This is a genomic window from Reyranella sp. GW821-FHT14A01 (assembly GCF_058803965.1).
Window position 1 is genome coordinate 123596 of the sequence record NZ_JBXAPM010000006.1, and the last position, 17900, is coordinate 141495.

Annotated in this window: 19 protein-coding genes; 16 read left to right on the plus strand and 3 right to left on the minus strand. The window is 66.9% G+C overall.

From position 1 onward, the window contains the following. Positions 1–13: 13 nt before the first annotated feature. Genes AC1ROX_RS11895 through AC1ROX_RS11915 form a run of 5 tightly spaced genes read left to right on the plus strand, consistent with a single transcriptional unit; the run spans position 14 to position 4376 of the window. Positions 14–1078: an ABC transporter ATP-binding protein gene (locus tag AC1ROX_RS11895; protein ID WP_493125697.1), complete on the plus strand. Its 1065-nt coding sequence runs from the start codon at positions 14–16 to the stop codon at positions 1076–1078. Further along, positions 1075–1926 carry an ABC transporter permease gene (locus AC1ROX_RS11900; protein ID WP_493125699.1) on the plus strand — a complete coding sequence of 284 codons (852 nt, stop codon included), beginning with the start codon at positions 1075–1077 and terminating at the stop codon, positions 1924–1926. The genes AC1ROX_RS11895 and AC1ROX_RS11900 overlap by 4 nt, the downstream gene beginning before the upstream one ends. After that, positions 1923–2723 (plus strand): ABC transporter permease, encoded by an 801-nt coding sequence (locus AC1ROX_RS11905; RefSeq protein WP_493125701.1) that lies wholly within the window; start codon positions 1923–1925, stop codon positions 2721–2723. Before AC1ROX_RS11900 ends, AC1ROX_RS11905 begins: the two co-directional genes overlap by 4 nt. Positions 2724–2733: 10 nt before the next feature. Next, positions 2734–3483, plus strand: a complete 750-nt coding sequence (locus AC1ROX_RS11910) for an aspartate/glutamate racemase family protein (protein WP_493125703.1) — start codon at positions 2734–2736, stop codon at positions 3481–3483. A gap of 5 nt (positions 3484–3488) precedes the next feature. Beyond that, positions 3489–4376: a polysaccharide deacetylase family protein gene (locus AC1ROX_RS11915; RefSeq protein ID WP_493126147.1), complete on the plus strand. Its 888-nt coding sequence runs from the start codon at positions 3489–3491 to the stop codon at positions 4374–4376. Between the two features lie 115 nt (positions 4377–4491). Here the strand turns inward: AC1ROX_RS11915 and AC1ROX_RS11920 are convergent, their stop codons facing one another. Both AC1ROX_RS11920 and AC1ROX_RS11925 read right to left on the minus strand, forming a co-directional pair. Beyond that, the gene (locus AC1ROX_RS11920; RefSeq protein WP_493125705.1) at positions 4492–4965 is read right to left on the minus strand and encodes a PaaI family thioesterase; all 474 of its coding nucleotides are present in this window, start codon (positions 4963–4965) and stop codon (positions 4492–4494) included. A 10-nt stretch (positions 4966–4975) separates the two neighbouring features. Further along, positions 4976–5464, minus strand: coding sequence for a MarR family winged helix-turn-helix transcriptional regulator (locus AC1ROX_RS11925; RefSeq protein WP_493125707.1), 489 nt, complete (start codon positions 5462–5464; stop codon positions 4976–4978). Between the two features lie 57 nt (positions 5465–5521). Between AC1ROX_RS11925 and AC1ROX_RS11930 the strand changes: the two genes are divergently transcribed. The 7 genes from AC1ROX_RS11930 (at position 5522) to AC1ROX_RS11960 (ending at position 12917) form a co-directional block, all read left to right on the plus strand. Further along, positions 5522–6559 carry a 2Fe-2S iron-sulfur cluster-binding protein gene (locus AC1ROX_RS11930; protein WP_493125709.1) on the plus strand — a complete coding sequence of 346 codons (1038 nt, stop codon included), beginning with the start codon at positions 5522–5524 and terminating at the stop codon, positions 6557–6559. Then, positions 6556–7506 carry an SDR family NAD(P)-dependent oxidoreductase gene (locus tag AC1ROX_RS11935; protein ID WP_493125711.1) on the plus strand — a complete coding sequence of 317 codons (951 nt, stop codon included), beginning with the start codon at positions 6556–6558 and terminating at the stop codon, positions 7504–7506. The genes AC1ROX_RS11930 and AC1ROX_RS11935 overlap by 4 nt, the downstream gene beginning before the upstream one ends. Before the next feature lie 10 nt (positions 7507–7516). After that, the gene (locus AC1ROX_RS11940) at positions 7517–8224 is read left to right on the plus strand and encodes a Phenylacetic acid catabolic protein (RefSeq protein ID WP_493125713.1); all 708 of its coding nucleotides are present in this window, start codon (positions 7517–7519) and stop codon (positions 8222–8224) included. After that, on the plus strand, positions 8221–8778 hold the full coding sequence (locus AC1ROX_RS11945; protein ID WP_493125715.1) for a hypothetical protein: 558 nt from the start codon (positions 8221–8223) through the stop codon (positions 8776–8778). The genes AC1ROX_RS11940 and AC1ROX_RS11945 overlap by 4 nt, the downstream gene beginning before the upstream one ends. A gap of 167 nt (positions 8779–8945) precedes the next feature. After that, entirely contained in the window at positions 8946–9782 is an 837-nt protein-coding gene (locus tag AC1ROX_RS11950) for an alpha/beta fold hydrolase (RefSeq protein ID WP_493125717.1), read from the plus strand. 9 nt (positions 9783–9791) lie between these two features. Next, positions 9792–11327 carry a M81 family metallopeptidase gene (locus tag AC1ROX_RS11955; protein ID WP_493125719.1) on the plus strand — a complete coding sequence of 512 codons (1536 nt, stop codon included), beginning with the start codon at positions 9792–9794 and terminating at the stop codon, positions 11325–11327. Between the two features lie 12 nt (positions 11328–11339). Then, positions 11340–12917, plus strand: coding sequence for an ABC transporter substrate-binding protein (locus AC1ROX_RS11960; RefSeq protein WP_493125721.1), 1578 nt, complete (start codon positions 11340–11342; stop codon positions 12915–12917). 7 nt (positions 12918–12924) lie between these two features. Here the strand turns inward: AC1ROX_RS11960 and AC1ROX_RS11965 are convergent, their stop codons facing one another. Then, entirely contained in the window at positions 12925–13803 is an 879-nt protein-coding gene (locus tag AC1ROX_RS11965) for a pirin family protein (RefSeq protein ID WP_493125723.1), read from the minus strand. A gap of 139 nt (positions 13804–13942) precedes the next feature. Here AC1ROX_RS11965 and AC1ROX_RS11970 point away from each other — a divergent pair, with 139 nt between their 5' ends. The 4 genes from AC1ROX_RS11970 to AC1ROX_RS11985 all read left to right on the plus strand — a co-directional run bounded on the left by AC1ROX_RS11970 (position 13943) and on the right by AC1ROX_RS11985 (position 17812). After that, positions 13943–14521, plus strand: coding sequence for a CoA-binding protein (locus tag AC1ROX_RS11970; protein ID WP_493125725.1), 579 nt, complete (start codon positions 13943–13945; stop codon positions 14519–14521). Positions 14522–14607: 86 nt separating this feature from the next. Then, on the plus strand, positions 14608–15045 hold the full coding sequence (locus tag AC1ROX_RS11975; protein WP_493125727.1) for a hypothetical protein: 438 nt from the start codon (positions 14608–14610) through the stop codon (positions 15043–15045). A gap of 199 nt (positions 15046–15244) precedes the next feature. Further along, a complete protein-coding gene (locus AC1ROX_RS11980; protein ID WP_493125729.1) occupies positions 15245–16660 on the plus strand; it encodes a M23 family metallopeptidase in 1416 nt (471 codons plus the stop codon). A 129-nt stretch (positions 16661–16789) separates the two neighbouring features. Then, a complete protein-coding gene (locus AC1ROX_RS11985; RefSeq protein WP_493125732.1) occupies positions 16790–17812 on the plus strand; it encodes an amino acid ABC transporter substrate-binding protein in 1023 nt (340 codons plus the stop codon). Positions 17813–17900 lie beyond the last annotated feature (88 nt).

The following is a 17900-nucleotide window of genomic DNA, read 5'->3' on the forward strand; positions in this document are numbered from 1 at the left end:
GAGAGGCTGCGTCGTGACTTCCGATTCGTTCCTCGATGTCGCCGGAGCTGAAAAGTCCTTCGGCGGCGTGACCGTGTTGGGCGGTGTCGATCTCCAGGTTGCCGCCGGCGAGTTCATCTCGCTGCTGGGTCCCTCGGGATGCGGCAAGACCACCCTCCTGCGCATCGTCGCCGGCCTGCTGGCCGCCGACCGCGGCGCCATCCGACTCGACGGCGAGGAGATCGGCGCCCGGCCGCCGCATCGTCGCGACGTCGGCGTCGTCTTCCAGAACTACGCGCTCTTTCCCCACCTGACGGTCGCCGAGAACATCGCATTCGGCCTCAAGGCGCGGAAGCATCCGGCCGGCGAGATCGGCCCGACGGTGCGGCGCTTCCTGTCGCTGGTCCATCTCACCGATTTCGCGGACCGCTCCGTGCGCGCCTTGTCGGGCGGCCAGCAGCAGCGCGTGGCCGTCGCCCGGGCGCTCGCCGTGCAGCCCAAGCTGCTTTTGCTCGACGAGCCTTTCTCCGCGCTCGATCGCAAGCTGCGCGAGAACATGCAGATCGAGCTGCGCCGCCTGCTGCGCGAGCTGGGCATCACCGCCGTCTTCGTCACCCACGACCAGGACGAGGCGCTCACCATGTCCGACCGCATCGCGGTGATGAACAAGGGCGCGATCGAGCAGCTGGCAGAACCGGCCACGATCTACCGCTCACCCGCGACCGCCTTCGTGCTCGAATTCGTGGGCCTTTCCTCGCGTATTGCCGGCACCGTCGTGGGCCAGGACTACGATCATGTCATCGTCGACACCGCGTACGGCCCGCTGCGCGCGTCGGGCAGCTTCGTGACCGGAGCGTCCGTCGTGCTCGCGGTCCGACCGGAGCGCATCAAGGTGAACACGGGCGGCGACTATGCGCTGGTCGCCCGCCTGCGCGACGCCGTATTCCAGGGATCGAAGGTCCAGCTCCATTTCGAGGCGAAGGATGGCGACCATCTCATGGTCGAGACCGCCGATCTTAGCGATGGGCTGCCCGCGCCCGGCACCGAAATGCGACTGGGCTGGGCCGTCGCCGACACGCTGATCTACCCGGCGCCATGACGACGAAAAGTGCGCCCTCGCCGTGGCGGGATCCCGTCGCCCTCCTGGCGGCGCCGGCGGTCATTTATCTACTCGTCGTCTACGCGTTCCCGCTGCTCTGGCTCTTCATGAAAAGCCTGACGGGACCGGGCGGTCTAACGATCCAGCCCTACGTCGCCTTCCTGAGCGATCCGTTCAACTGGAGGGTCGTCGGCAACACCCTGCGGGTCGCCGCCTGGGTCACCGTCGTCTGCTTCGTGATCGGCTATCCCGCCGCCTTCGCGCTGGCGCGGGCAGGCGCGGTCCTGCAGATCGTGATGCTGGTCTCGATCATCCTGCCGCTCTCGGTCGGCGCCGTGGTCAAGGCCTTCGCCTGGCAGATCGTGCTGCGCCGCGACGGCATCGTCTCGCAGATCCTGGTCGGGACTGGCCTCTGGGACGAGCCGCAGCGGCTCCTGTTCACCGAGACCGGGCTGGTGCTGGGCGCCGCCAACATCTTCCTGCCCTTCATGATCCTGCCGATCTACTCAGTGGTGAAGCTGATCGACCCGCGCCTCAGCGAGGCCGGCGCGACCCTGGGCGCCACGCCGCTCTACCGCTTCACCCATGTCACCCTGCCGCTCACCCTGCCGGGCATCGTCTCGGGTGTCGCCTTCGTCTTCTCGATGAGCGTGTCGATGTTCGTCATCCCCTCGCTGCTGATCGGCGACCGCTTCCAGACCCTGTCGACCCTGACCGGCCGCTCCTTCCTGCTGATGCGCAACGAGCAGCTTGGCTCGACCACCGCCGTGATCCTGCTGGTGCTGGCCGTGTCCATCGTCGTGGGTTCGACCTGGCTGGCGCGCCGCATCGGAGGCAGCCAGACATGACCGCCATCGAACGCGTCTCGCAATATGTCGTCTGGGCAATCGCTGGCTTCACCGTCGTCTTCCTGATGACGCCGCTCATCGTCACCATCGCCGTGTCGTTCGGCTCCTCGACGGTCTTTACCCTGCCGCCGCCCGACTGGTCGCTGCGCTGGTACGAGCGCCTCGCGAACATGCGCGGCCTTGTACCGGCCCTCCTCGTCTCGCTGCAGATCGCCGCTGTTTCGACGGTCGTTGCCATGGTCCTCGGGACCCTGTGCGCCATCGCCCTCGTGCGCGGCCGCTTTCCCGGGCGCGAGACGATCTCGACCTTCCTCGTTTCGCCGCTGATGCTGCCGGGCCTGGTGATCGGCATCGCCATGCTGCAGGGCTTCAAGGCGATGGGCCTGCGCGACGTTTATGCCAGCCTGCTGATCGCCCACGTGGTCATCACCCTACCCTACATCGTCCGCACCGTCGTCGGCGCCCTCTCGCTGTTCGACTTCTCATTGATCGACGCCGCACGGACGCTGGGCTGCTCCTATCCGGCGGCGCTGACGAGGGTCATGGTGCCCGCGCTCGCGCCGGCGTTCCTGACCTCTGGGATGTTTGCGTTCCTCGCCTCGATGGACAATTACCCGATCTCGATGTTCTTCACCGATGCCTGGACCAAGACGCTGCCCATCCAGATGCTGCAATATGTCGAGGAGCGGCCCGATCCGACCATCGCCGCCATCTCGGCCGGCCTCGTGCTGCTGGCCATCGTGGCCCTGGTGATCGGCGACCGGCTCGTGGGCTTGCGCAAGCTCGCCGACTTCTAACAATAGCCCGATGAAAATCCTCGTTGCGAATCCCAACACGTCCATCGGCGTGACCGACCGTCTGGTCGCGGCCGGCAAGCTCGTCGCCAGCCCCGGCACCGAATTGCAGCCCATGACCGCGCCGCGCGGCGTGCCCTACATCGCCACGCGTGCGGAGGCCGCGATCGGCAGCGCCATGATGCTGGAGATGCTGGCGGAGCGGCGCGGCACCTTCGACGCGGCCATCGTCGCGGCCTTCGGCGATCCCGGCCTCGGCGGCGCGCGCGAGTTGTTCGATTTCCCGGTCGTCGGCATGGCGGAAGCCGCGATGCTGGTCGCCTGCACGCTCGGTCGCAAGTTCGCGATCGTGAGCTTCGCCAAGGCGCTCGAACCGTGGTTCGCGGAGATCGTCGACTGGCATGGAATGTCCGGTCGCTGTGCCGCCATCCGCACGCCCGACGAGGGCTTCCGCTCGATCGACGACGTGCAGCACGAGAAGGAGCAGGTGCTGATCGACCTCGCCCTCGGCACGGTGAAGAACGACGGCGCCGACGTCGTCATCCTGGCCGGCGCGCCGCTGGCCGGCCTCGCCAACACGATCCGCGACCGAGTGCCGGTGCCGCTGGTCGACGGTATCCAGGCCGCCGTGACGATGGCCGAGGGTCTCGTACGCCTCAATCCGCGCAAGGCGACCTTGGGGACCTATCGCCGCCCCGCCGCCAAGGATTCCAAGGGCCTTGCAGGTCCGCTGGCCGACGTGATCGGCCACAGGGATTCGTGACGACCATGCGTGACCTCAAGGGCTATGGCCGCACGCCGCCCGATCCGCAGTGGCCCAATGGCGCGCGGGTCGCCGTCTCCTTCGTGATCAATTTCGAGGAAGGCGCGGAGATGTCGTTGTCGGCAGGTGACGCCCACAACGAGAAGGTCTACGAGGTCACCGACGAAGTCGTGGGCGTCCCCGACCGCTGCATGGAATCGCACTTCGAGTACGGCACCAAGGCCGCCTGGTGGCGCATCGCCGACTCACTGGAGCGACTTGGGGTACCCGCGACCGTCAGCACCTGCGGCCTGGCCGCCGAACTGTCTCCCTGGCTGATCCACGACGCCGTGGCGCGCGGCCACGAGATCTCCTGCCATGGCTGGCGCTGGGAAAAGCATGCCCACATGGAGGAGGCGAAGGAACGCGAGATCATCGCGCGCACCGTCAAGGCGCTGACCGAGATCGCCGGCACGCGGCCCGTCGGCTGGCACACGCGCTCGACACCCTCGCCCAACACCCGCCGGCTGCTGGTCGAGGAAGGCGGCTTCCTCTACGACAGCGACGACTATTCAGACGACCTGCCCTTCCATGTCGAGGTCGCGGGCAAGCGGCACCTGGTGCTGCCCTACAGTTTCGACACCAACGACATGCACTATCACCAGGGCTTCCATCGCTTCGTGTCGGCGCGCGACTTCGCCGACTATACGAGCGACGCCTTCGACACGCTGTGGGCCGAAGGCGAGCGGTCGCCGAAGATGATGTCGATCGGCCTGCACCTGCGCATGATCGGCCGCCCCGGCCGCATCGCCGCCCTCGATCGCATCCTGTCGCACATGAAGCAGAAAGGCGGCGCCTGGTTCGCCACCCGCCAGCAGATCGCCGAGCACTGGCAGACGCGTTTCGGAAAGTAGGTTTCAAACCGTCATTGGAGCGCGCAACTCCAGTTGCGCTCATGTCTTGCAGAGTGACGAAGCTTGAGCGCAACTGGAGTTGCGCGCTCCAATGAAGCCGAGTGCGTCTTTCGCCCTAAGCTTTCACCTTCGGGCGCACGATCTTGATCGTCGAGGTCGAATGGACGATCAGGCGGCCCTTCTCGTCCTTGAGCTCACCGTCGAGGAAGCCGACCGAGCCGCCCCAGCGCATCACGCGGCCCTCGGCGTAGAGGATGCCCGGCCCCATCGCCTCGAAGAAGCTGATCTTGAGTTCGAGCGTCGGCACGGCGACCGCGAGCTTGCCCTTGACGATGGCGGCGTTGGCCATGGCGGTGTCGACCATGCCGGTGAGGAAGCCGCCCTGGCAGATGCGGCCCTGCGAATGGCAGAAGGCCGGCACCACCTCGAAACGGAACCGCGCATAGCCGCGCGTCGAATCGATATCGAGCAGCTCGCCGTTCAGCGTCTTCAACGCCTCGGGCGGGTTGGCACGCAGGATTTCGAGCATCTCGGAATCGTGCACGAAATCCTTGGCGGCGTTCTGGAAGTCGGGATGGGCTGAGCTCATGGGGCGCGGACTATAACGAACGGGCCGACGCCCGCACCTTTTCCAAGAGGTCGATGAGGGTCTGCGTTTCGGCCGTCGAAAGACCGGATGCGATCCGTTTCTCGTGCGCGCGTACCAGCTTGCCGAACCGGGCGAGCGCCTTCTCGCCGGCCGGCGTGAGCGCCAGCGCATGGGTGCGCCCGTCGGTCGGCGACGGCCGCCGCACCAGGAGGTCGCGCGCCTGCAGCCGGTCGAGGATCGGCACCAGGGTCGAGCGGTCGATGCCCAGCGCCCGGGCCAGCGCCATCTGGCTGAGGCCCTCGTTCCGGTCGACCAGCACCAGCAACCCGAACTCGCCCGGCGTCAGCGCCTCGCCGGCCTTGGCGAAGGTCGCGGCGAAATCGGCGAAGACCGCCGACTGGGTGCGCCGCAGCGCGTAGCCCATCAGCGACGGCAGCAGGCCGCGGTCGAGCGCTTTGGGCGGGGAGCTGGACAGGGGCTTGGCGGGTGGACGGCCCATCGTCGGAGTGGTAGACGGAGATTGTTTGGGGAGCAAACAAATTCGCCGCCGCACAAGATGAGCTTCAAGGTTCGCATCGCCTCCGCCGACCGCACGATCGACGTGCCGACCGGCGCCACCATCCTGGAAGCCGCGCTCGACGCCGGCATCTCCTATCCGTTCGGCTGCCAGTCCGGGAACTGCGGCGCCTGCAAGTCGCATCTCGTGAAGGGCGAGGTGACGATGGAGGGTTACTCCGAGTTCGCGCTCTCCGACGAGGAGAAGGCGCGCGGCCTGATCCTCGCCTGCCGCGCCGTGCCCTGGGACGAGTGCGAAGTCGCCTGGCTGGAGGAGGACGATCTGATCGTCCATCCGCGCCGCCTCCTCGCCTGCAAGGTCGTGTCGCTCGACGACGCCACGCACGACATCAAGCGCATCCGGCTCGAGATCGTCTCTGGCGGCCCCTTCGACTTCTCGGCCGGCCAGTTCGCTTCCGTCACATTCGAGGGCTGCCCGCCGCGCGATTACTCCATGGCCAACGTGCCGGGCGATCCGGTGCTCGAATTCCATGTCCGTCGCACCGCGGGCGGCGCCACAAGCGCCCATGTGGCGGAAAGACTGAAGGTCGGCGACAGCGTGCGGGTCGAGGGTCCGTTCGGCCCCTCCTACCTGCGCGAGAGCCATCGCGGACCGATCATCGCCGTGGCCGGCGGCTCTGGCATGGCGCCGATCAAGTCGGTGGTCGAGCGTGTGCTGCAGAAGGAACTGCCGCAGCACATCTATTTCTATTTCGGCGTCCGCAGCGAACGCGACCTCTACCTGCACGACCATTTCGCGGCACTCGCCGAGAAGCACAAGAACCTGCACTTCATTCCGGTGCTGAGCGAGGACGGCGATTCGGGTCGGCGCCAGGGGCTGGTGCATGAAGCCGTCGCCCAGGATTTCGACGAGGTCGACGGCTGCAAGGCCTATCTCGCCGGCCCGCCGGTGATGGTCGAGGCCGCGACGCTGTTGCTGGAGCAGCGCGGCATGCGGCGTGTCGATATCCATGCCGACGCCTTCTACACGGCGGCCGAAATGGCAGCGGCAAACAAGAAAACGGGAGCGGAACAATGAGCGGTCTTCTGCAGGGGCGCGTCGCCATCGTCACCGGCGCCGGCCGCGGCATCGGCCGGGCCATCGCTGAGTCGCTGATCGCCGAGGGTGCCAAGGTCATCGTGGCCGACAACGGCGCCTCGATCTCGGGCGACGGCGGCGATCCGGAAGTGGCTCGCACGGCGGCTCAGGAGATGAACGACAAGGCCGGAGCCAAGAGCGCGCTGGCCTTCACCGAGAGCGTCGCGTCGCCCGGCGTGGGCAAGCAACTCGTCGACCTCGCAGTGAAGACCTTCGGCGGCATCGACATCGTCGTGAACAACGCCGCCATCCTGCGCGACGCCTTCGTCTTCCGCGCCGATCCGGCCGATTGGGACGCGGTGATCCGCACCAACCTGTCGTCGGCCTTCTACCTGATCAACGCCGCCTCGGCCGTCATGCGCGACCAGGGCAAGTCCGGCCGTGGCGGAAAAGACGGCTACGACTGGGGCCGCATCGTCAATATCGTCTCCTCGGCCGGCCTCTACGGCAATCTCGGCCAGGCGGCCTATGCGAGTGCGAAGGCCGGCCTGTTTGGCCTCACACGCGTCACCGCCATGGACCTCGCACGGGCGCAGATCACCGCCAATGCCGTGGCGCCGTTCGCCCGCACCCGCGTCACCGACATCATCCAGCCCGCGAACGAAGCGCAGAAGACCTACAAGGAGCGCGCCCTCAAGATCGGCGCGCATCATGTCGCCAACCTGGTTACGGCGCTCTGTTTGCCCAAGGCCAAGACGATCACCGGCCAACTGCTGGGCGTTAGAGGACGCGAGATTTTCGTGTTCGGCCAGCCGCGCCCGGTCGTCGGTATGGTGGTGGACGATGGCCCTGAAAACATAGCCGACGAGCTGATCGCCGGAGTGGAAGGTTGGTTCACCGATCTCACGACCGATCTCGAAGCCTTCAATACCGAACCTCTCGTCTGAGGAGAGCGACATGACCGAGTCCATCATCGTCAAGACCGTCGAGGAACTGAAGGACGCGCCCGAGGAGTATCGCGAGGCCGTCGGCAAGCTCGTCATCAGCCATGCCGTGAACGAGCTCTACGGCGCCCAGGTGTTCGACGAACCCGCGATCGCCTATGCGCCGACGCCCTACGCCAAGTGGCTGACCTGCCGGGTCGCCATGGAGGAATACGGCCATCACGTGCGCTTCAAGCAGCTCGGCGTGCAGATGGGCATCGACGAGGAGCGCATGGTGCCGGGCACCGGCAAGCGCCCGCTGTCGATCTTCGAGTTCCCGCTGAAGAACTGGCAGGAGTTTGTCGCCATCAAGCTGCTGGCCGACCTCGCCGAGATCCTGCAGGTCGAGGACCTGCTCCACTGCACCTTCCATCCGCTGCGCAACCTCGCGCGCGCGACCATGCCGGAGGAGCGCTTCCACGCGCAGTTCGGCGAGGACTTCACCGCCGAGCTGATCAAGACGCCGGAGGGCAAGGCATCGCTGCAGGCCGCCATCGACGAATATTTCCCCTACCTGCCCTCCTTCTTCGGCGGCTCGAAGTCGCGCAACAACGACATCTTCCGCAAGTGGAATATCAAGCAGCGCACCAACGACGAGATGCGTGCCGACTTCATGAACCGCGCTTCCGAGGTCACCGCCAAGTACGGCCTCACCCTGCCGGGGGTGCGGCAGGCGGCGTGACCTCAATCGTCTCCCTGCCCCGGACGGCGCTCGACCGGGTGAAGGCGGAGGTCCGTGCGGCCTCTTGGTTCGCGGCCCTCGGCGAGCCGCTGACGGAAGGTGACCGCAGCGATGCCGCGTCCTATGCCGCAGTACTCGGCTTCGACGGTCTCGAGAGCGGCATCGCACAGGACTGGCCGGAAGCGGAGGCCATGCTGAAGAGGCTCGACTGGTCGCCCGTCTGGTGGGATCGCGAGGAGGCTGTGCGCCGTGAGCTGTTGCAGCGCGCAGAAGCTCGCTATCCCGAACGCGCCCTGTGGACCGCGCTCACGGAGCTCACCACCGAAGCCGGCGAACTGGTGCATGGCAAGGCCGCCACCGCAGCCGGGCGCATGGGCAACGCGGCCAAGGCATCGATCCATGTGGCAGCGGGCGCGGCGTCGCAGGCGGTCTATCAGCTGGCCGTGGCGCGCCTCGCGGGTGAAGAAAGCTCGCCCTTCGAAAGCAAGTTTCGTCTGTTCGCCGCGGGACGCTGGCCGCTCGGCATCGTGGGCTCCAGGCTGATCCTCTTCTAGCAGGCCGAAACAGTCGGCGTTTTGGTGAACAAACGAAATAAACGAAACGAACGAAACAAACGAAACGAATGCGGCGGCTCCCGTATCGCGGTAACCCGGTAACGAATCAAAGGTGTTCGCCGAAAGACCCCGTTTCGACAGCCTGCTAGCCAGAAGAGAGGCTCCGCATGAGTTCCTACGCCGCGCCGTCCCGCACCGTCGGTCGGCTGAAGCGCCCGTTCGGCGATCTCTACTACGAAGTCTCCGGCAGCGGGCCCGCCCTGCTCTTCGCGCATGGACTCGGGGGCAACCATCTGAGCTGGTGGCAACAGGTGGCGCACTTCGCACCCCACTACACATGCGTCGCCTTCGCCCATCGCGGCTTCGTCCCGTCCGATCCGGTGCCCGGCGGCGTCGATCCCGCGGACTATGCCGGCGATCTTGCGGCGTTGATCGATCATCTCGGCTTCGCCGACGTCCGTCTGGTCGCGCAATCGATGGGCGGCTGGACGATGCTGGAATATGCGCTGGCGCATCAGGACCGCGTGAAGGCACTGGTGCTGAGTTCGACGTCGGGCACGCTCGACCGGCGCGGCGCCGATCCGTCGGGCGGCAGTGCCTATGACGCGTGGTTGGCCGCGGCAAACGCCACCATCGCGGCCGGCATGGCGCGCGGCATCCATCCGGCGATTGGTGAGCGCGCGGCAGAGCGCTTTCCCGCGCTGCATCTCCTCTATCGCAGCATCGACGAGATGGCGGGCGCGCTCGACAAGGAGAAGCTGCGCGCCGGCCTGCGCCGCACGGCGACGCGCACCCTGGCCGAATTCAAGACGTTCCGCGTGCCGACCCTGCTGATCGCCGGCGGCGAGGACGTCGTCTTCCCGCCGTTCCTGGCAAGCGCCATCGCGACAAGCCTGCCCTGCGGTGAAGCCCAGACGATTGCCGATGCCGGGCACTCGCCCTATTTCGAGCAGGCCGCTAGATTCAACGCGCTGGTCGACGCGTTCCTCGCGCGACAGCGCTAGGAGGCTTCTGTGTCCAAGGACAATCCGCGTATCGCCGTTCTCGGCTTTGCCATCGAGTGCAACCGCTTTTCGCCGGTGACCACGGCAGAGGATTTCGAGCACGACGTCGACATCCGCGGCAACCGCATCGTGAGCGAGGCACGCTCGGGCAAGTCCATCACCATGCCCGACCTGCCCGGCTTCTTCGACGAGATGGACCGCAGCGGCACCTGGACGCCGGTGCCGCTGCGCGTGTCGCTGGCCCAGCCCGGCGGGCCGGTCGCGGAGCAGTTCTTCAAGGACTATCTCGCCGAGATCGAGGCCGGCCTGAAGTCGGTGCTGCCGGTCGATGCGATCTTCGTCTCCTGCCATGGCGCGGCGCTGGCGCAGGGCACCGACGATCCCGATGGCGACCTGTTCGAGATCCTGCGCCGCGTCGCCGGGCCCGACGTGCCCATCGTCTCGGTGTTCGACCTGCACGCCAACGTCTCGCGCCGGATGACCGACAATCTCAGCGTCTTCGTGGGCTACCTCGAGAACCCGCATGTCGATATCTACGAGCGCGGCGTCGAGGCGGGCCGGCACATGCGCGAGCTGCTGGCCGGCGCGAAGACGGCGATCGAGATGGTGAAGATCCCGCTGGTGCCGCCGCAGATCGCGCTTCTGACCGCGAAGGGCCCCTATGCCGACCTGATCAAGTACGGCCAGACGAAGGTCGGCGGCGACATCCTGAACGTCTCCGTGATGGCGGGCTTCGCCTACAGCGACAGTCCCAAGAACGGACTCACCGCCGTCGTCACGGCGCGCAACGGCAACCGCAAGGCGGCGGCCGAGCTGGCGCTCGACATCGCCAAGCGCGCCTGGGGCATGAAGGAGCGCTTCAAGCGCGAGGCGATGACCCTGGCCGACGCGGTCCAGCTCGCTGCCTCGGTCGGCCGCGATCGTCGCCGCAAGCCGATCATCCTGGCCGATGTCGCCGACAATCCCGGCGGCGGCGGGCGCGGCAACACGACCTACCTGCTGCGCGCGCTGAAGGGCGCCCGGGTGCAGGGCGTGTACTTCGGCGTGTTCAACGATGCAGCACTCGCCGCGCAGGCGCACGAGCTGGGCGAAGGCGCGATCTTCAACGCCTCGTTCAACACGCAGGAGCACCAGGAATTCTCCCTGCCCTTCGATTGCGAGGCCAAGGTCATCAAGCTGTCGGACGGCCAGTATGTCGGCCGGCGCGGCGTCCTGAAGAACGTCTCGGCCGACATGGGCCCGTCGGCGCTGCTCGACCTCGGCGGCATCCTGATCGTGGTCATCAGCATCCGCTGCCAGTGCATGGACCCGCGCCAGTTCGAGATGTTTGGCTTGGACATTGCACAGGCCCGCACGGTGGTCGTGAAGAGCCGCGGCCACTTCCGCGGCGGCTTCGACGAGTTCTTCAAGCCGGAGCAGATCTACGAAGTCGATTGTCCGGGCCTGACGTCGCCGGTTCTGGCGAACTTCACCTGGACCAAGCTGCCGAGGCCCGTCTATCCGCTCGACGAGGAGACGACCTGGAGCCCTCCGGCGTCCGTTTAGGGAGTGTTCTGTATGTTGCGTCGTTCGTTGCTCGCCCTCGCGGCTCTTTGCGTACCCGTTTTCACGACTGCGCCGGTCCTCGCACAATCCAACAAGACGCTGCGCGTCGTGATGCAGTCGGATCTCAAGATCCTCGATCCGATCTGGACCACGGCCTACATCGTCCGCAACCACGGCTACATGATCTACGACACGCTGTTCGCGCTCGATGCCAAGCTCGAGCCGCAGCCCCAGATGGTCGATAGCTGGACGGTCAGCGACGACAAGCTCACCTGGACCTTCAAGCTGCGCGACGGGCTGAAGTGGCACGACGACCAGCCGGTGACCTCGGCCGACGTCATTCCCTCGATCAAGCGCTGGACGGAGCGCGACACCCTGGGCGGCCTGCTGGCCAAGCAGACGCAGGAGATGAAGGCGGTCGACGACAAGACCTTCCAGATCGTCCTGAAGGAGCCGTTCGCCATCATGCTGAAGACGCTCGGCAAGCCGAGTTCGACGCCGCTCCTCATCATGCCCGAGCGGGTCGCCAGGACGCCGTCGAACCAGCAGATATCCGACTTCACCGGCTCCGGTCCCTTCGTGTTCAAGAAGGACGAATGGAAGGCCGGCGAGAAGGTCGTCTATGTGCGCTTCGCCGACTACAAGCCGCGCGCCGAGCCGCCGTCGGGCCTGGCCGGCGGCAAGGTCGCCAAGCTCGACCGGGTCGAATGGGTCTCGATCCCCGACACGCAGACCGCGATCAACGCGCTGCAGCAGGGCGAGATCGACATGATCGAGCAGCCCTCGCACGACCTGCTGCCGGTGCTCGAAAAGGACAAGAACGTCGAGATCGTCAATCTCGACAAGCTCGGCAACACCTATGTGCTGCGCTTCAACTGGAAGCAGCCGCCGTTCAACGACGTCCGCATCCGCCGTGCCGCCGAGGTCGCGCTGAACCAGAAGGACTTCCTGCAGGGCGTGATCGGCGATCCGCGCTACTACAAGGTCTGCAAGGCCGTCTTCGGCTGCGGCACGCCGTTCGAGAGTTCGATCGGCATGGACGGCATCCTGGAGTCGAACTTCGAGGAATCGAAGAAGATGCTGAAGGAGGCCGGCTACGACGGCACGCCGATCGTGCTGCTGCAGTCGACCGACCTCGCCGTGCTGACCAACTTGGCGCCGATCGCCAAGACGCTGCTGGAGCGCGGCGGCTTCAAGGTCGACATGCAGTCGATGGATTGGCAGACCGTGGTGAGCCGCCGCTCCAAGAAGGACCCGGTCGCCCAGGGCGGCTGGAACATCTCGATGACCGCGGCGGCGGCGGTCCTGCTGATCGACCCGATCAACAACCACTATGCCGAGGCGAGCGGCGACCGCGCCCAGTTCGGCTGGCCGCTCGACGAGGAGATCGAACGGCTGCGCATGGCCTTCACCCGCGAGAGCGATCCCGCGAAGCAGAAGGCGATCGCCGAGCAGGTGCAGAAGCGCATGATGGACCAGGGCGTGACGGTCCCGCTCGGCCAGTACCTGCAGCCGATGGCGCGCCGCAAGGGCGTGACGGGCAACATCGAATCGCCCATCACGGTGTTCTGGAACGTCGAGAAGAAGTAGCTGCGACCTAGCGATCCGGCAGCGGGATGAACTCGGGATCCCCGGCCACCATGGCGAAGCGCTTCTCGCGCCAGTCTTCCTTGGCCTTCTCGATGCGGTCCTTGTCCGAGGAGACGAAGTTCCACCAGATGTGACGCGGGCCGTCCATGGTGGCGCCGCCCAGCAGCATCGCCTTGGCGCCGTCCGGACCCGCCAGCGCCTCGACCGTCTGGCCGGGCGCCAAGACCGCCAGGTCGCCGACGCCGAGCTGGCTCTCGCCGACGACCAGCATGCCTTCGGCCACGTAGATCGCGCGCTCCTCGTGGTCGGGCGTGATCGCCAGCGCGGCGCCGGCCTTCATCTCCACGCCGACATAGAAGATCGGCGAGAAGTGGCTGGTGGGCGCGGTGCGGCCGGCATAGGTCCCGACGATCAGCCGCAGCTCGGCGCCGCCTTCCGTCCAGGCCGGCAGCCGGGCCTTCTCGACATGCTCGAAGGCCGGCGCGGTCTCCTCGTGCGTCTTGGGCAGCGCCACCCAGGTCTGGACGCCGTGCATGCGGAAGCCGGTGGCGCGCATCTCGGGCTCCGTCCGCTCGCTGTGCACGATGCCGCTGCCGGCGGTCATCCAGTTGACGTCGCCCGGGCGGATCGCCTGCGAATAGCCCAGGCTGTCGCGGTGATAGATGCCGCCATCAAAGAGATAGGTGACCGTGGCGAGGCCGATATGCGGATGCGGCCGGACTTCCATGCCGCCGCCCGGCGGCACGTCCATCGGACCGAAATGGTCGAGGAAGATGAACGGCCCGACCATGCGCCGCTTCACGCTCGGAAGCACGCGGCGGACCGCGAAGCCGCCACCCAGATCGTGGGCCCGGCCCTGGACAAGGATCTCGATCGGATCGGCCATCTTGTTCTCCCCCTACGCCTGTGCTGCAACCAACGCGTCATGCCAGCACCCGCCCGCGACCTCACGCCGTTCTTCGCCCCCGACAGCATCGCCATCGTGGGGGCCGGCGAACGAGCCACCTCTTCCGCGCGGCGCGGTCATGCAGATGCTTCGTCAGGCCGGTTATGGCGGAAGGGTCGTGCCGGTCAATCCCAAGGGTGGAACGATATTCGGTTACGACTCGGTGACCTCGATCGCCGCCATCGAACCGGCCGTCGACCTCGCCGTGATCGTGATCCGGCCCGACGCCATCCTCGAGGCGGTCGAACAGGCGGCCGACCGCGGCATCCGCAACCTGCTGATCCTGCCCGGCGGCTTTGCCGAGGCCGGTCCCGCCGGCATGGCGCGCAACGAGGCGCTGCTGAAGCTCGCGGCCGAACGCGGCCTCACCATCACCGGACCGAATTGCGCCGGCATCGTCCATCTCGATCCGGCCAAGCGCTTCGCCGCGACCTTCCTCCGCGACCTGCCACCCGGTACCACAGTTGGCGCCACCAACGGCCTCGCCTTCATCTCCCAGTCGGGGGCGCTCGCCGAGGAGTTCATCGACAAGGCCAATGCCCGCGGCCTGCCGCTCACATCCGTCGTGTCCGTCGGCAACGCCGTCCATCTCGGCGTGGAGGATTACCTGGGCTGGCTGGGCGACGCTTTCCCAGGGGCCTCGGGCCGCGCGCGCTGATCCTGTCCAACTCCGGGGGACCCGGCGTTCTCTGCGCCGACCGGGCCGCCCTGGAGGGGCTCGACCTCGCCGCCCTGCCGCGCGCCATGGCCGACGTGCTGCGCCAGCAGCTGCCGCCGGAGGCCTCCGTCGCCAACCCGATCGACCTGCTGGCCGATGCCCGCGAAGACCGGTTCGGCCTCGCCTTCGAGGCCGCCATGGCCCATGCCGCGCAGACCTACGACATGGTGATGATGATCAATGTCGTGCCCTTCATGGTCGACGCCCAACCGGTGATCGCGCGCCTCGCCGAGCTGGCCGCAGCCGCACCGCTTCCTCTCATGCACAGCATGATGGGCACCCTTCCCGGGAAGGCCGACTGGTTCGCCACCATGGAGCGAGCCGGCGTGCCGATGTTCAACGATGTCGAGGAAATGGCGGAAGCGGCCGGACTTCTTGCGCGCTATCCGATTCTTTGCGCCGCAGCAAAATCGGAAAGGTTGCCCCCTGTGACCTTTAATGATCGCAAGGGTCGCCAGCGCTAAAATCCTAACATTTCCAATATGTTACGGACCTTGCGCGGGTGTTGCATTTTTGCAACTTTTTGTGGACTTGTGGATACTCCGTGGCCAAAGTGCCCTTCAAGCGGGGCACGCGGGGGGCCATCGACCGGGGGAGGTCGATGGATCGCTAGTCGCCTCATCGTCAATTCGTAGCGTTCAATGGAACGGGAGCGGCCCACTGATGACGTCCACCATGACGCGTCTCCAACGCGCCTATAGCTGGCGAACCATCCGCAGTCTCACGGTAGCGACCTTTGCAGTCTCTTCGATATTTTGCGCCGCCGGCGCGATGGCGCAGGTGAAGGCGCCGTCCAAGAACCAGCTCAAGAAGCCCGCCGCGAGGTCCGCCCCGGCGCCCGTCCCCAGCGAAGACGTCCAGTCCTTCTCGATCGCGGCCGACAGCTCGGTCGTCCAGCAGCTCCTGAGCCTCCGCGTCGACCCCAACGACGCCCAGGCGGCGGCCGACGCCGTCGGCAAGGCGCTGAGCCAGCCCGAGGTCAAGGCCGCCAGTTCCGGCCGCGCCGTGCTCGAGCCGCAGGGCGCCGGCCAGCCCAAGCGCCTGGTCTCCCTCCAGCTCTATTCGAACAAGGCGCTGGCCGTCGATCTCGCCCGCGGCGCCGACGGTTCGTTCGGCTTCAAGCTCGCGCCCGGCGCGACCGAGGACGATGACGAGCGCGTCTCCAGCCTGCCGGGCTCGGCCCCGCCGAACGCCGGCCCGGGCGCCCGCTCGGTGGTGGCCGATTCGGTCAAGACCGTGAAGACCAGCAGCGCCACCCTGGCGACCAGCCTCGCCCCGACCGGCGCCAATCCGGCTGCCCTCAAGGAACTGACCCAGGCGCTCTCCGGCTTCGCGCCGGCTGCCGCCCGGATCGACGTCGTCCAGGGCCGCACCGTCGACGGCACGCCGCGCGTCCTCGTCGCGAGCCTCGGCGAGGGACAGGGCAAGCAGTCCTTCTGGTGGTTCGCGCCCCAGAACCAGCCCGAAGGCTGGTTCGACGATCAGGGCCGCCGTCTCGGCGGCACGGCGCTCTCCAATCCGCGGCCGGAGGCACGCCAGTCCTCGCCGTTCGGCACGCGCCGCTACTACGGCCGCAAGAGCGGCGGCGGCTTCCACAACGGCATCGATTTCGAGGGCAAGACTGGCGAGCCGATCTACGCGGCAGCCGACGGCTTCATCAATCACCAGGGCTGGTACTTCAACTACGGCCGCACCGTGAAGATCAGCCACGCCGACAATTTCGAGACGCTGTACGCCCACATGTCGCGCTTTGCCGACGGCGTGGGTCCCGGCACGCGTGTCCGCAAGGGCGACCTGGTCGGCTATGTCGGCTCGACCGGCCGGTCGACCGGCGCGCACCTGCACTTCTCCGTGATCGTGAACGGCCAGTTCGTCGATCCGCAGCCCTTCATCTCCGAGAATGGCGGCCACAGCACCTTGGCGGGCGAGCAGCTCGTCTCCTACCGGCAGTGGCAGCAGGAGATCAAGCGCGCCTCGGACCGCAGCCGCGGCAGTAGCGAGAACCGCTATCCGGGCCTCCAGGGCGCCGAGCCGTGGTCGTCCAACCCCTTCTCCTCGCGCGCCGCCGACCGCCTCTAGACGGACACGGTTGGGCGCCGCGCGCCGTTGCGCGCGCCCAGTTGTTCGCCTAGGAATTGCGTCATCGATCCCGAACGGCCGCAACAGGCGGCCGACGGGACGGCAGAGGCAACCACGAGGGTAGGCAACATGTTCAAAAAAATGATAGCCGGCATCGCCGCCGCCGGTCTGGTCGGCGTCGCCGGTACGGCGTACGCCGGCAAGGATCTCGATGCGATCAAGGCGCGCGGCCAGCTCATCTGCGGCGTCAGCACCGGCGTCGCGGGCTTCGCGGCGGCCGACAGCCAGGGCAAGTGGACCGGCATCGACGTCGATGTCTGCCGCGCCGTCGCCGCCGCCATCTTCGGCGATGCTGACAAGGTCAAGTTCGTGCCGACCACGGCCCAGCAGCGCTTCACCGCGCTCCAGTCGGGCGAGGTCGATCTGCTGGTCCGCACCACGACCTACACGCTGACGCGCGACACCGCGCTCGGCTTCGACTTCACGGGCGTCAACTACTATGACGGCCAGGGCTTCATGGTGAACAAGAAGCTCGGCGTGAAGAGCGCCAAGGAGCTGAACGGCGCCACCGTCTGCGTCCAGCCGGGCACCACCACCGAGCTCAACCTCGCCGACTACTTCCGCGCCAACAAGATGACCTTCAAGCCGGTCGTCATCGAGAAGATCGAGGAAGTCCGCGCCGCCTTCTTCGCCGGCCGCTGCGACGTGTTCACGACCGACGCCTCGGGCCTCTACGCCACGCGCGCCGCGAACGCCCCGACGCCGGACGACTACATCATCCTGCCGGAGATCATCTCCAAGGAGCCGCTGGGACCGGTCGTGCGCCATGGCGACAACCAGTTCGCCGACATCGTGCGCTGGGCCTTCTACGCCATGCTCGAGGCCGAGGAATACGGCATCACGTCCAAGAACGTCGACGAGATGCTGAAGAGCGACAATCCCAGCATCAAGCGCATCCTCGGCGTCACGCCGGGCATGGGCAAGGCGCTCGGCGTCGACGAGAAGTGGGTCTACAACATCATCAAGCAGGTCGGTAACTACGGCGAGGTCTTCGACCGCACCGTCGGCATGGGCTCGCCGCTCAAGATCGCCCGCGGCCAGAACGCGCTGTGGACCCAGGGCGGCCTGCAGTACGCCCCGCCGATCCGCTAAGCTCCCGGCCAGGACACAAACGACGAACCGCCGCCCGAAAGGGCGGCGGTTTTCGTTTGGCCGTTGCAAACGTTCCGGCGATGCGGGC